Here is a 13,101-nt window from a genome sequence, read left to right as displayed (position 1 = left end):
AAAAGGCGCTTTAATGAAGCGCCTTTTTTATTACGATTTGACTACGCCGTTTCAAAACGACGATTGGCACGTTTAAAGGTGCCGAAGTCATTAAAACGAACCCCATTTTCACGCATCAGTGGATAGCAGCTTTTTGCAATCGCCTGACGAATATAGAACGGATCGCGTACCACAAAATGATGCAGTGCATGTGTACCCGCAAAGTTAAAGCAGAACGCTTGTAGCGGTTTCATCCGCCAATCGGTCCAAATCTGACACTGCTGAACCACGTTACCATTTTCCACATCGCCATAATAATGCATGTTGGAACTGGTGAAATGCAGACTCAAGGTACGTAAGTAGTTCGGTGCAGCAATCGCAACCGCATAAAACTTAGTGGTCTTGTCGACCAAGCGCCAAATGCGGTTGGTCGGTGGCTGAATATGCATGGCTTTCATGCCAAGTTTGGCGACACCCATAAACAAGAAGCTATACCACAAACCATAATGCACATTGCCTAAAGGGGTATAACCCAAAGCCAATTTGGCTTTGATTTTCAGCTTGTCCTTTAAGCTTAAATTCTTTTGCGCTTTGACATATTCTTCGCTGGCATTCCACGTTGCAAGCGGACGTAATGCAATCGCCAAGAGGTTATCGCCAGTCATGATCAAGCGTTTAATGCCCCACTTGTCACCATTGTTAATCCCACGCTCTTCGACATCTGAAGGGGTGCCTGAAGACTTGTGGTGATGTAAATGAATGTCACGACGTACCCAAGGACTGATGGTACTCGGACGGAAGGCATACACCGTTGCCAACATGGCATTGTTGATTTTCTTATTTTTACGGTAATACATTTGATGAATCAGATCATGTTCTAATTCATGCAAAATCGACATCCAAAATGCAGACAAGGTCACCGCAACATACCACGGCATTTTGCCACGTGCATATTGGATAATGTTAAACAGAATACCGGTCACAGAAGCAATTAAAATACTCATGCCAATTTGATCTTGGTATTTGACTAGCCAAGGATATTTGGCACGGAATTGATTGCCCGCTTCCAAAATGCCCTTACGAATGCGATGCATACGTTGTTCATCTTCGGGGTCGGCAAACAATTTAAATTTTTGTTGACTGGACATTTTTACGTCCGAAAGGGGTAAATTCATATCCATTTTCATCTATGATACGGAAATAGCAGGGAGAGTGGTTAAAAATCCAACAAATGTCGGATTTTTAAGTGAGGTTATATGATGGGGTAAAGCCCGTCAACTATTGAATATAAGAAATGAGCAAACTTTTAAATCAGCCAAAACAAGAACGCAGCCAAAAAAGAATGGAACGTGTGGTCGAAACCACTGAAAAAATGTTGTTAGAGAGAGGTTTAGAAAAAATTTCTATTCCTGAGGTTGCCAAAGAATCTGAGGTTCCACGGGCAAGTATCTATCAATTTTTTCCGACGAAATATGATTTGATTCGTCATATTTCACTCATTCATCTCAACAGGCTCATTATAGAACTTAAAGCGGTTGCACTCCAAGTTTTTGCCGATCATCCGAACCAAGAGATTCAGGTCTATGCCAAATTACTGACGGCAGCCTTAATTCGGCATACCGCAAAATTTCACAATGATTCACCCATCGCTACGCTTTTGATCTTAAGCGGTGCAGCATCGCAACATGCCTATTTGGAGTATCAGGTTGAACTGAGTAAAGTTAGTGCGGCGGTACGAGAGGCTTTACGCATGCTTAAAGTCGATCATTATGTACCGCAACATCCCGATACCTTAACCATTCTGATTGAAATGATTTTTAGCTGTATGAAATACGGCTATTACACCGACCATTATATCTCAGCTGAGATTTGCCAAGAAGCCTATCGTGTTGGTTTGGCCTATTTGGTTGCGGTACATAATCGTTCATTTCAACTTAAAGATAATTGATTATTCATGTATAGATCAGGCATAACAATCGGTATAGATTCAATTTTTGCGTATTAAACAAGGATGTCAGGATTCATGAAAGCGGTATTTTTAGATTTTGATTCACTCGATCAAGATGATTTGGACTTTAGCCAACTTACAGCAGCCTTTGATGATTGGGTGACCTATCCGACCACGACCGCCGAGCAAGTGGCTGAACGGATTCAGGACGCAGAGGTGGTAATCAGCAATAAAGTGCTGCTCAATGCCGAAGTCTTAAAACAAAACCCACAGCTTAAATTGATTTTGATTTCAGCAACCGGCACCAACAATGTCGATTTGGTTCAAGCCAAAGCCCAAGGTATTGTGGTCTGCAACTGTCAGGCCTATGGCACGTCTGCAGTTGCCCAGCATACGCTCATGTTAATGTTGGCATTGTCGACTTCTGTACTGCGCTATGACCAAGCGGTAAAGCAAGGGCAATGGAATCAATCTTCACAGTTCTGCCTGCTGGATTTTCCGATTGTCGAATTGGCAGGTAAGACACTCGGTATTATCGGGTATGGCACACTTGGTCAAGCGGTTGCCAAACTCGCTGAAGCCTTTGGCATGAGGGTGAAAATTGGTGCGTTACCGAATCGTCCTCAACAGTCTGATCGTGTGGCTTTTCAGGACTTGGTCGGGCAAGTCGATTATCTGAGTCTACATTGTCCGTTAACGGAGGAGACCCGTGATTTAATTGATGCGGATATTTTAAATGCAATGAAACCGACGGCCTTTTTAATTAATTGCGCGCGTGGGGGCATTGTCAATGAACAAGCCCTAGTCGATGCCTTAAAGCAAGGCAAAATTGCGGGGGCAGCAACGGATGTGCTAACCGTGGAACCGCCGAAACAGGGCAATGTACTGCTTGATGCATTGAATAATGACGAGATTCAAAACTTAATCATTACCCCACATAGTGCATGGGGCAGTGTCGATGCTCGACAACGGATTGTGAATCAGATGCTTGAAAATGTAGAAGCTTATCTGAAAGGAACACCGATTCGACAGGTCAATTAACGGATCAGAAAATAGATGTCATTCTCTATATACCAATAGTGATAGAGAGATTAAAAAAAGCCCACAATGGATCAGATCGTGGGCTTTTTTTCGATTCCAATTATTAAAACTTATCGAGGCACACCTGCGTCAGAATCATCATTGCTGGTGTTGTTCTGACTAGAACTGTTTGTGCTTGGGCTGTTTTGGGTAGGCAGTGATTGTCTTTGAATTTCAGGTTCAACCGTCGCTGTGTTTTGATTCAGCGTTGGCGTTGGCGTTGGCGTTGGCGTTGGCGCTTCAGGTGCTACAGCAGGTGTAATGTACTGCGGTGCAGCTTGTTGCGTGGTGGTTGCTTGCTGAACATTATTCGACTGTTGCACGGTGTTTGTTTGTTGGCTCAAGCTACCACGCTCAATCGGCACATTGTTTGGAGTACTGCTCCCTACAATATTTTCTTTGGTTTGTTTAACTTTTTTGACTGCCACATCAATGCCTTCACGGGTATTGTCACGCGCAATCACCGCTTGCTCGGTGGTGTATTCTTTGGTGCCATTCCATGTATTGTCGATGGTCGGTTTGATCTTAGCGATGCCACGTTCAGTCGCTGCACCGACTTTCTCAGCGGTTGATTGTACTTTTTCTTGAGTTTTGACTGCCAACACTTTCAGTAAATTGGGATTGTCACCATAACTTGGTGTTGTCTGGGTTGTGGTCTCTGCAAAGAGTGGTGTTGTGATCAGCAAAGCTGAGCTGATTAGCGCCATTTTAGTCATATTCATTATTGCAATTATCCCTTTCTAGGTGGAGATGCTGACATGCATTTCACAGGTACTACATCTCATCAAATCTATGGCTCATAGTAATCCGAGCATCATCACTTGTGTGGCTTTTTTACTAGAGCTATACATAAATAACATGGGCAAGTCACTGTAATATTTGATTATTTATAAGGCATCTTTAAAATAAACAAAGTCAAAGAATCACAAGTGAATCAATTCAAGAAATTTTTTAAAACGATTCCATATTCAAAAAAGCCCACCATAGGTGAGCTTTTCTGTGAGCCTAAACTTGAGGAGGATCAACTCAAGTGAGCGTTGCTTTACGCAAATTGGAGGTTACGCAAAGCTGCTCGTTTTTAGCCACAAGGCTTATTGGGTTTTCACGTTGCCATCGGTGCTTAAACTACCTTTAGCACTACCGACTGGCGTAGTTACTTCAACATTACTGTCAGAGCTTAAACCCGCTTGTTTCGATTCAGGGGTTAATGCATCTTTGGTTTTTTGCCAACCGTTTTTCACAGATTGTTTGGTTTTGTCATTTGCAGCCGCTAATTTTTCTTTGGCTGTTTTGCTTTTCTCTTTGGTGGCTTCTTTAGTTGCTTCAGATTTCTCTGAAAGTTTGTCTTTTACAGCCTGTGTTTTTTCTTTGGCGACGGCATTTTTTTCAGAGGCGAATTCTTTGGTGTCTTGCCATTTGTCTTTGGTAAAGGTTTTGGTGTTGTCTACACCTTTCTCAATGCCATGACCAATTTTGTCTGCGGCATTATGTACGCCTTGATTTAAGGAACTAATCACGCCTTTATTATTGGTTTGTACTTCAGCAGAGCTACTGACCTGACCTGAAGCCGATGCACCTGTCGTGGTGGTATTGGCAAAAATAGAGGCTGAAGCAAAAAGTGACGTTACAACTAGTGTGGTTTTTATTGCGTTGTTCATAGTGTGTCTCCTGTTTAATTCAACTTGATCGGTCATCCATTGAAATGACTGATCAAGCTCAGACAGGATGCATCTTAAAGACTAATGCTTACGAATATCGGATTTGTGATGAAAGCCACACATCTCATCAACGGCTGAGTTACAAAGATGAATGTATTGTGAATATCGTGATTTGAACACTCATCTGCAATGTGTTGTTTTTAAATGGCTAGAGAATCTGGGGCTGTTTTTTGAGTTACATGGTGATGTTTGTGTAAATGCAAAATATTGCGAAATAGCAGTGATGGAATAGGGGAAATCAGGGACTAGAAAGCCCAATGTGGACTTTCTAGTGGGGCTTTAGCTTGGATTAATCACATTTCGCAAGGTTCTTTTTAGAGAAATTGCTTTTCAGTGATTTAAAGTTTTCTTGCTTTTCTGGATCGTTTAAATCGAAGATCACTTGTTGATCGTCTGCTTGGGTGTCTAAGTTGGTGTAAGCAGAAATCAGTTGATCACCCTTAAAAATCCAGTATTCAGTGGCTTTACCTGAGTCGAAATTTCCTGTGAAGTCGATGACACAGTTGTTGCTTTGCTTAATTAAGCGAGCAAGGTTGTGCTTGGTTACAGGTTCGACATCTAGGTTTTTGTGTTGTTCAATTACAAATGCGGTTGCAGGTTCGCCTGATGGAAGGGTTTTGGGAGTTGTAGCGCAAGCAGAGAGAGTGAGAGCGGTTACAGCAGAGATGATGAGGGTTTGTAATTTCATAACATATGTACAGTTAGATGAACTTGAATTTTAAGTATATGAATTTGAAACAAGATTGCCTATAGCTAGATGGTAGAGTTTTGGTGAATCGCCTAAAGTTAAGAAATTATCGGTTTATTTAAAGGAGGCTTAACCAAATAATATTTTAGAAATTGTTTACTTCTTTATTGTGGGTAAGTGAATATTAAAATTTGCTAAAGGTTTAAGATTACAGTTTAGGATATTTATGCAATGGTTTTTTAAAGATTGTTAAATTAGTCTAATTTTGATTTGCTATATTTGATATAGAGCAATTTTAGAATTTAGATGAGTGTATAGCGGGTAGATGGAACTCTTAACTGTGTTAAATACGTATAAATATTTAGTATTTTGGAAGATTAAGGGAATAATCTTATTTAAAAGACTCAGTGGATTTATTTAAACGCGAGAATAATGTCTTGTTTGTAAACTAAGTAACTGAGGTTTTAGGTGATTCAAATCTTCATTTAATCCATATTGTTTAGCTAATGGGTCAACTAATCTTCTGACATTGTGATTTCGATAAGTCTGCTCAACCTTCATAGACTGCGAAAAGGATTTGAGTTGTTGTCTTCTAAATACGCTAGAACAAGAATAGCGTCTAAACTTTTCTAGCAGAAAAACAAGACGACGTTTTTCTAAGTTATTTAGATGTGTTGTAAGAGATGGCAGAAATTCTGAATATAATAATGCTTCAGCCACAGGTCTAACCTCCTCAAATGTTGCAGAGGTTAAAGGCTGTTTTAATAGTTTTTTCAAAGCATTTTCAAATTCTAATTGATCCATACAATTACTCTCAGAATTCTGACAAGATCGAAATCATATGTCTGATGTTAGATTCTAACTGTTGCGGAGTTGCATAGTAATCCATAGCATTATTAGCTGATTTTTCAAATTCTTCAAGAGTGAATTTATTTCTAACAAATAGCTCTTTAATGTCCTCTATATCACGGTCTGATAGACGAGCTAACTTAGAAACGGCTAAATCTAGCCCAGAGACTAAATAAACTTCAACGACATGCTGTGTAACGAGAGGAATTATTCGTTCATCATAGTCAGGGTCAATAGATGCCAAACTCGTATTGAACCCACTGTCAAATTCGAGACTTGTTTCAAGGTTATTATTATCAATATATTCAACATCATTATTCTCTAAAAATAACAATATATCTTCTTTACGCAACTGTTTAATGGCTTGAATCTCAGCATCTATATCATTACTGCCACGAGCATTTGTATGAATGTGAAAAGCACATCCACCGAAAATAAATGCTTTGACTGCACCATTAGGTAAATCAGAATGATTTTCTAGGATCCAATTTTCGAGCTCTGAAAAGAGCTCGAAAATTGCTAGAGCAATTGGAGAATTGCTATAGATGGTCATATTAGTGCTGTAACACCGAAATATCGGCGACTTTCGTAAACAAGCCACGAAGCTGTGCAAGCATACGTAAACGATTTGCTTTTAACTCAGCATCTTCTGCCATCACCATCACGCCTTCAAAGAATGCATCCACTGGCGTACGTAAAGCAGCCAGCTTAGACAACGCAGCAGTGTAGTCTTTCGCAGCAAATAATGGCTCAACTTCAGGCGTAATTTTCGCAAGCGTAGCGAACAATGCTTTTTCAGCATCTTCAACCAAGTTTGCTTCAACCACATCACCTGTAGGCTCAGCTTCTTTTGCAAGAATGTTGGCAACACGCTTATTCGCAGCAGCAAGAGCAGCCGCTTCAGGCAATGCACGGAAGTGATTGACTGCATTTACACGTTTGTCAAAATCAAGAGGAGATTTTGGAGACAACGCCTGAACAGCTTGAATCACATCAACCGCAACGCCTTGGTCTTCATACTTCGCACGGTAACGACCTTCAAGGAATGCAACAGCATCGTTTAAAGTCTTGTCGTGATCTTTCAATACATCGCCATAAGCGGCGAGTGCTAGTTTGATCAGGTCTTCAATCGAAACATCAAGCTCGTTTTCAGTCACGAGACGTAAGATACCAATGGCAGAACGACGTAGAGCAAACGGGTCTTTAGAACCTGTAGGCGCTTGACCAATACCGAAAATACCTGTGAGGGTATCTAAACGGTCTGCAAGGGCAATCGTTGTACCTGTTTTGGTTTTTGGTAAAACGTCACCTGCGAATTTAGGTAAGTACTGCTCACCCAATGCTTCTGCAACTTCATCATTTTCGCCTTCAAGACGTGCGTAGTAAGTCCCCGCGATGCCTTGAAGTTCTGGGAATTCACCTACAAGTTCAGAGGTTAAGTCGCATTTTGCAAGAAGCGCCGCTTTTTCAGCATCTTCCGCTTTTGCACCTGTAATTGGTGCTAAAGCAACAGCGAGTTTGGCAATACGTGTCGATTTGTTCCAAAGCGTACCCAATTCTGCTTGGAAAACCATGTTCGCCAATTTCTCTTTACGAGAAGCAAGCGGTTGTTTTTGGTCTTGGAGGAAGAAGAATTCAGCATCCGACAAACGTGGACGAACCACTTTCTCATTGCCTTCAATAATTTGAGCTGGATCTTTCGACTCAATATTTGAAACGGTAATGAAATAAGGTTGAAGCTTATTGTCGCTATTCACTAAACAGAAGTACTTTTGGTTGTCCTGCATCGTCGTAATCAATGCTTCTTGAGGAACCGCAAGGAAGCGTTCTTCAAAGCTAGCACGAAGTGCAACAGGCCATTCAACCAATGCAGTTACTTCGTTACGAAGATCCGCAGGCACAATCGCAATGGCATTTACTTCATCCGCCAATGCTTTCACTTGACCGTCGATGATCGCTTGACGTTCTTCAAAAGACGCAACCACGTGCGCAGCTTTTAACTTCGCAAGGTATTCATCTGCATGCGCTAGAGTAATCGCTTCAGGTGCATGGAAACGGTGACCGTAAGTCACATTGCCAGCTTTGTGATCTTGAATGGTTGCATCCACCACGTCATTGTCTTTTAACAATACAACCCATTTCACAGGACGTACAAATTCAGTACGGCTTGCCGCAGAACGCATACGTTTAGCAATTGGAAGATTGTCCAACGCATTTTGTAAAATTTGTGGAAGTAAAACATCAAGGCTTTGACCTTTCACATCTTTTAAGTAGCACACTTTTTCAACTTTACCTGCTTGGAAAGTCGAAACTTGATCTACCGTGATGCCTTGACCACGCATAAAGCCTTCTAAAGCTTTGGTTGGTTTGCCTTCCGCATCAAACGCTGCTTGTTTTGCAGGGCCGTCAAAACGTTTTTGTGTGTCCGCTTGTGCGCCATCAACATTGACGATTTTAAGTGCAAGACGACGTGGTGCTGCATAGGCTTCGATAGAATCAAACGCTAGGCCTGCATCTTTTAAGCCTTTTACTGTTTCAGCATGCAAAGCATCACGTAATTTTTTTAAGCTTTTTGGTGGAAGTTCTTCACAACCCAATTCGAACAAAACGGTATGTTTAGACATTATTTGCTCTCCTTAGATTCAGCTTTTGCTTCCGCTTCGACTTGTGCTTTTAACTGTGCAAGGACTTCATCACGTAATGCAGGCTCTGCCATAGGAAAGCCGAGCTTCGCACGTGCTGCCACATAACTGGTTGCGATTGAACGCGCCAAAGTACGTACACGTAAAATATAACGCTGACGTTCAGTTACTGAGATTGCACCACGAGCATCTAACAAGTTAAAGCTGTGTGATGCTTTGATGACTTGTTCGTATGCAGGCAGTGGAAGTTCAGCTTCGATTAAACGTGTCGCTTCAGCTTCATAGAAGTCGAATAGTTCAAACATTTTTTCAACGTTGGCATATTCGAAGTTATACGTCGATTGTTCCACTTCGTTTTGATGGAACACGTCGCCATAGGTCACAGTACCAAACTGACCCTTAGTCCAAACCAAATCATATACAGAATCAACACCTTGCAAGTACATGGCAAGACGCTCAAGACCATAGGTGATTTCGCCAGTCACAGGGTAGCATTCAACACCACCGACTTGTTGGAAGTACGTGAACTGAGTCACTTCCATGCCGTTGAGCCAAACTTCCCAACCAAGACCCCAAGCACCGAGTGTTGGCGATTCCCAGTTGTCTTCGACAAAACGAATGTCATGAACAAGCGGATCAATACCAATTGCTTTTAATGAGTCGAGGTACAACTGTTGGATGTTGTCAGGGTTTGGCTTCAAAACCACTTGGAATTGGTAGTAATGTTGTAGACGGTTTGGGTTTTCGCCATAACGACCGTCTTTCGGACGACGTGAAGGTTGAACATAAGCCGCATTCCAGGTTTCTGGCCCCAATGCACGTAGGAAAGTTGCAGTGTGGAAGGTCCCTGCACCCATTTCCATATCGTAAGGTTGTAACACTACACAACCTTGTTCAGCCCAGTAGTTTTGTAAGGCAAGAATTAAGCCTTGAAATGTATCAATATGCGATATGGCGCGACTCATGGTCATCCACTTAAAATGAGTTAAAAATTGGCTCTAAGTATAAGGATTTTGCAGAGGAGTGGCAAAGGCTCTCGTTATTTTTCATCACTTAAATTTTTTTTGTTAAAAAGGCTGGGTAGAACCTGCACAGAGCAGATCATGGTGGATTCTGCATTCACATTCATTATGCCAACCGTAATGAGCATCTCGGCAAATTTGATGTGAAATATTCTGAGAAAATTTTAAGTCTTTGAACTCAGTGCTTAGATCATTGATCAATAAAACATAATGCGTATCAGGATGGGGCCAATGGGCTTGATTGTTAAAATGAGAAATTCGATTCCCTTGTGACAATTCAAGAACGAGCAGTTCATTTAAACATTCACACAGTTGGGGTGATTCCTCTTTGTTCTTCGATTTCATGTTGAGTTATCCAATAATGAGGTGGTGATGAGGTCATCAGTCTCTGTTTTGTCATTGAGATTGCATTCAATCCCCTATATTTTTTCTTACAATCAATTGCTTATAAAACGATAAAAATCATGTATTCCAACTTCAATAATCTTTATGATTCTTCAATGAGTAATTAAAAACAACAGCGATCAGCATCGCTTCAATCTTTACCCAGAATAATCATTTAAAAAATGAGTAAAGCCATGAACCTCTACACGATTGATTGTGTACTACAGTATAAAATTAACGCAAGCACCAACATGCTATTCCAGATTCAGGCAGCGCCACATCCTGAGCAATCTATTCTGAATGAACACCTTGAATTTCACCCATCGGTCACATGGCATGAGTTTTCCGATGCGACCCATCAAAACCGTCATCTGCGTTTTAATCTTGAACCGTGTGATGTATTCAAAGTGCACTATACAGCCACTGTTCAGAAGCAAGCCTGTATCGACCCAAGTCAGTTTAAAGAACTAGAAATTGCAAATTTACCCGATGAGGTTTTGCCCTATTTATTGGCGAGTCGCTATTGTGACTCAGAAAAATTAGTCGGGATGGCAACCCGTACTTTTGAGGATATGCCCAAAGGCTATGCACGAATTAAAGCCATTGAACAATGGATCTATATGCAGATCCAATATGAATCAGGCTCATCGGATGAAAACACGCTAGCGTCAGATGTGCTGATTCAGCGCGCAGGTGTGTGTCGTGACTTTGCACATTTGGGCATTGCCATTTGCCGTGCGCTGGGTATTCCTGCCCGTATGGTGGTCGGTTATGCCCATATTGAAAACTTTGCACCTGATTTTCATGCGATTTTTGAAGTGTATTTAGATGGAGGTTGGGTGTTGTTTGATGCCACACGACTGGCAAATCCCAATGCACTGATTCGCATAGCCACAGGTATAGATGCCAGTGATGTGGCTTTTGCTACTTATTATGGCGACATTGAACTGATCGAGATGCAACCCAAGATTTTTAAGGCTGAGCAAAGCGCAGCTTAAGTCAGATTAGACATACCGCTTGAGGGTTAAAGCTTTTATAATTTGAGCTTCTTAACATAACCATCAGGCACTTCTGTGTTGCATACCACGACTGACTGGCTCAACATTCTTAAACCCAATTTCAAAGTGTTGTCTTGGACAGAAAGACTGCGCTGTGGTTTGGGTGCATTGCTCGGACTTGCGCTGTCTTCCCTGATCAGTTTCTGGATTTTAGGCGATCTCAACACCTGGTATATCGCACCTATGGGTGCTTCCTCCGTACTGTTATTTGCAGTGCCGGCCAGTCCCTTGTCACAACCGTGGAATGTGGTGCTGGGTAATACCATTGCGGCGTTCATTGGGGTCAGTTGTTACCACTTTATTCCCAATTTAACCGTGGCATTTAGTGTTGCTGTGGCATTGGCGATTGTGCTGATGTTAAGCACCGATTCTCTACACCCACCGAGTGGCGCGGTTGCTATTACTGCGGTACTCGGCGGGGAGAGTATTCATCAATTGGGCTATCAGTTTTTATTTTCACCTGTATTGCTTAATTCGGTTTTATTGTTGCTGATAGCAATGCTATATCACCGAATATGCGGGAAACCTTATCCGCAACGGGCACAAATCAATACCCGAACCACAGACCCGACGCCAACCCAAAAAGTCAGTATTCAACCGCAAGATATTCAAGACGTGTTAGAACAGCAAACGCAACTGTTGGATATCAGTGAGTACGATTTACAACAACTGATTATGCAGGCGCAAGAAAAAGCGCAAGCTCGTGCCATTCAGACCTACACCTGTCAGGACATCATGAGTCGAGATGTGATTCGACTGAATGCCCAAGATGACATCTTGGTCGCCTTAGACAAATTCAAGAATATGAACTTAATGAGCCTACCTGTGGTGGATGATCACAATACATTGGTCGGCACGCTGGCACTGTATGAGGTGGTGGAATGGTTTAAAGGCGCTACGGATATGCGTAATAGTTGGCAGCATCAGGTCAAAGACATTATGGTGCGTCAAGTGGTTACGGTAAAACCCATGCAGCCGATTCAGGATTTAATTCCGTATTTTGTAGAGCGGTCTTTTAATTATATTCCCGTGGTCGATCAGCAGACATTGGTCGGTATGATCAGCCGTGCAGATATGATTGCAGTATTGAACCAACAGCTGATGCAACACGCAGACTCAGCAAAGTAGGTATACATCTGGCTAAATTTAAGACATAAAAAAACCACGAAATCTTGGGGGAGAGATCGTGGCTAAAAACGGAGATGTTTTTTTAACTCAGCTCAGTGGAGCTTTAAATGAGTCTGAGATGAATTAACGGTATTGATCCTGATTCACAGTACGGATCGGCGCTTGGTAGCTTGATAAAGGATCATATTGGATTTGTTTTTTAGGCATCACCAACCAAAGCACCAAGTACACTAAAATGCCGGGAAAGGCAGCACTCATACATGAAACGATCACGAAAATAATGCGAAGTAATGTCACATTCCAACCAAAACGTTCAGCAATACCACCCATAACCCCTGCAATCATGTTGTGGCGATTTGAGCGATATAAACCAACATTGGCCATTGAGGTCTCCTTAAAACCTGAAAAATGGGTACATCTTTTGAAGTTCTAAACATATCAAGGATGTATGTATATTTTATGGAGATGATTAAAAAAATTTCAAAGCCAATCTTGCCCTAAAAAGTAAATAAATGTAATTTGAACTGAAGAGTTATATATTTAAAACTATGATATCTCTAAATAAAATTAATATCCATGGCACATCGAATTTTTTAGAGTAGTTT

14 protein-coding genes are annotated in these 13,101 nt (G+C 41.5%); 4 read left to right on the top strand and 10 right to left on the bottom strand.

Annotated elements, in window-relative coordinates; translation table 11 throughout:
• Window positions 1–41: 41 nt before the first annotated feature.
• Window positions 42–1,127: a fatty acid desaturase gene (locus G8D99_RS13525; protein WP_264821714.1), complete on the bottom strand. Its 1,086-nt coding sequence runs from the start codon at window positions 1,125–1,127 to the stop codon at window positions 42–44.
• 146 nt (window positions 1,128–1,273) lie between these two features.
• Between G8D99_RS13525 and G8D99_RS13520 the strand changes: the two genes are divergently transcribed.
• Together G8D99_RS13520 and G8D99_RS13515 are read left to right on the top strand one after the other, a co-directional pair.
• Window positions 1,274–1,927, top strand: coding sequence for a TetR/AcrR family transcriptional regulator (locus G8D99_RS13520; RefSeq protein WP_166326778.1), 654 nt, complete (start codon window positions 1,274–1,276; stop codon window positions 1,925–1,927).
• Between the two features lie 75 nt (window positions 1,928–2,002).
• Window positions 2,003–2,968 (top strand): 2-hydroxyacid dehydrogenase, encoded by a 966-nt coding sequence (locus tag G8D99_RS13515; protein ID WP_166326776.1) that lies wholly within the window; start codon window positions 2,003–2,005, stop codon window positions 2,966–2,968.
• A gap of 110 nt (window positions 2,969–3,078) precedes the next feature.
• On the opposite strand, the gene G8D99_RS13510 is transcribed toward G8D99_RS13515, so the two are convergent.
• From G8D99_RS13510 to G8D99_RS13475, 8 genes are all read right to left on the bottom strand, one after another.
• Window positions 3,079–3,729, bottom strand: coding sequence for a hypothetical protein (locus G8D99_RS13510; RefSeq protein WP_166326774.1), 651 nt, complete (start codon window positions 3,727–3,729; stop codon window positions 3,079–3,081).
• Between the two features lie 369 nt (window positions 3,730–4,098).
• The gene (locus tag G8D99_RS13505) at window positions 4,099–4,665 is read right to left on the bottom strand and encodes a hypothetical protein (protein ID WP_166326772.1); all 567 of its coding nucleotides are present in this window, start codon (window positions 4,663–4,665) and stop codon (window positions 4,099–4,101) included.
• 349 nt (window positions 4,666–5,014) lie between these two features.
• Window positions 5,015–5,413 carry a hypothetical protein gene (locus G8D99_RS13500; RefSeq protein ID WP_166326770.1) on the bottom strand — a complete coding sequence of 133 codons (399 nt, stop codon included), beginning with the start codon at window positions 5,411–5,413 and terminating at the stop codon, window positions 5,015–5,017.
• Between the two features lie 417 nt (window positions 5,414–5,830).
• On the bottom strand, window positions 5,831–6,217 hold the full coding sequence (locus G8D99_RS13495; RefSeq protein WP_166326768.1) for a hypothetical protein: 387 nt from the start codon (window positions 6,215–6,217) through the stop codon (window positions 5,831–5,833).
• A 10-nt stretch (window positions 6,218–6,227) separates the two neighbouring features.
• Window positions 6,228–6,815 carry a DUF6036 family nucleotidyltransferase gene (locus G8D99_RS13490; RefSeq protein ID WP_166326766.1) on the bottom strand — a complete coding sequence of 196 codons (588 nt, stop codon included), beginning with the start codon at window positions 6,813–6,815 and terminating at the stop codon, window positions 6,228–6,230.
• A 1-nt stretch (window position 6,816) separates the two neighbouring features.
• A complete protein-coding gene (gene glyS, locus G8D99_RS13485; RefSeq protein WP_166326764.1) occupies window positions 6,817–8,886 on the bottom strand; it encodes a glycine--tRNA ligase subunit beta in 2,070 nt (689 codons plus the stop codon).
• The gene (gene glyQ / locus G8D99_RS13480) at window positions 8,886–9,869 is read right to left on the bottom strand and encodes a glycine--tRNA ligase subunit alpha (RefSeq protein ID WP_166326762.1); all 984 of its coding nucleotides are present in this window, start codon (window positions 9,867–9,869) and stop codon (window positions 8,886–8,888) included. The genes glyS and glyQ overlap by 1 nt, the downstream gene beginning before the upstream one ends.
• A gap of 102 nt (window positions 9,870–9,971) precedes the next feature.
• The gene (locus tag G8D99_RS13475; protein ID WP_166326760.1) at window positions 9,972–10,271 is read right to left on the bottom strand and encodes a hypothetical protein; all 300 of its coding nucleotides are present in this window, start codon (window positions 10,269–10,271) and stop codon (window positions 9,972–9,974) included.
• 233 nt (window positions 10,272–10,504) lie between these two features.
• Between G8D99_RS13475 and G8D99_RS13470 the strand changes: the two genes are divergently transcribed.
• Both G8D99_RS13470 and G8D99_RS13465 read left to right on the top strand, forming a co-directional pair.
• Complete coding sequence (locus G8D99_RS13470) at window positions 10,505–11,308, top strand: transglutaminase-like domain-containing protein (RefSeq protein ID WP_166326758.1); 804 nt, start codon at window positions 10,505–10,507, stop codon at window positions 11,306–11,308.
• A 75-nt stretch (window positions 11,309–11,383) separates the two neighbouring features.
• Window positions 11,384–12,496: an HPP family protein gene (locus G8D99_RS13465; RefSeq protein WP_166326756.1), complete on the top strand. Its 1,113-nt coding sequence runs from the start codon at window positions 11,384–11,386 to the stop codon at window positions 12,494–12,496.
• Window positions 12,497–12,619: 123 nt separating this feature from the next.
• Here G8D99_RS13465 and G8D99_RS13460 read toward each other — a convergent pair whose 3' ends face one another.
• Complete coding sequence (locus tag G8D99_RS13460; RefSeq protein WP_166326754.1) at window positions 12,620–12,880, bottom strand: PspC domain-containing protein; 261 nt, start codon at window positions 12,878–12,880, stop codon at window positions 12,620–12,622.
• Window positions 12,881–13,101: the final 221 nt, after the last annotated feature.

Origin of the sequence: Acinetobacter lanii (assembly GCF_011578285.1) — a bacterium.
GTDB lineage: Bacteria > Pseudomonadota > Gammaproteobacteria > Pseudomonadales > Moraxellaceae > Acinetobacter > Acinetobacter lanii.
Note: the sequence above shows the minus strand (reverse complement) of the source record. Positions and strands in the feature narration are given on the sequence as shown.

What these genes read in the sequence shown, in the direction of transcription:
- G8D99_RS13525 (WP_264821714.1), bottom strand. Translation starts at nt 1,127, where the DNA reads ATGTCCAGTCAACAAAAATTTAAATTGTTTGCCGACCCCGAAGATGAA.
- G8D99_RS13520 (WP_166326778.1), top strand. Translation starts at nt 1,274, where the DNA reads ATGAGCAAACTTTTAAATCAGCCAAAACAAGAACGCAGCCAAAAAAGA.
- G8D99_RS13515 (WP_166326776.1), top strand. Translation starts at nt 2,003, where the DNA reads ATGAAAGCGGTATTTTTAGATTTTGATTCACTCGATCAAGATGATTTG.
- G8D99_RS13510 (WP_166326774.1), bottom strand. Translation starts at nt 3,729, where the DNA reads ATGAATATGACTAAAATGGCGCTAATCAGCTCAGCTTTGCTGATCACA.
- G8D99_RS13505 (WP_166326772.1), bottom strand. Translation starts at nt 4,665, where the DNA reads ATGAACAACGCAATAAAAACCACACTAGTTGTAACGTCACTTTTTGCT.
- G8D99_RS13500 (WP_166326770.1), bottom strand. Translation starts at nt 5,413, where the DNA reads ATGAAATTACAAACCCTCATCATCTCTGCTGTAACCGCTCTCACTCTC.
- G8D99_RS13495 (WP_166326768.1), bottom strand. Translation starts at nt 6,217, where the DNA reads ATGGATCAATTAGAATTTGAAAATGCTTTGAAAAAACTATTAAAACAG.
- G8D99_RS13490 (WP_166326766.1), bottom strand. Translation starts at nt 6,815, where the DNA reads ATGACCATCTATAGCAATTCTCCAATTGCTCTAGCAATTTTCGAGCTC.
- glyS (WP_166326764.1), bottom strand. Translation starts at nt 8,886, where the DNA reads ATGTCTAAACATACCGTTTTGTTCGAATTGGGTTGTGAAGAACTTCCA.
- glyQ (WP_166326762.1), bottom strand. Translation starts at nt 9,869, where the DNA reads ATGAGTCGCGCCATATCGCATATTGATACATTTCAAGGCTTAATTCTT.
- G8D99_RS13475 (WP_166326760.1), bottom strand. Translation starts at nt 10,271, where the DNA reads ATGAAATCGAAGAACAAAGAGGAATCACCCCAACTGTGTGAATGTTTA.
- G8D99_RS13470 (WP_166326758.1), top strand. Translation starts at nt 10,505, where the DNA reads ATGAACCTCTACACGATTGATTGTGTACTACAGTATAAAATTAACGCA.
- G8D99_RS13460 (WP_166326754.1), bottom strand. Translation starts at nt 12,880, where the DNA reads ATGGCCAATGTTGGTTTATATCGCTCAAATCGCCACAACATGATTGCA.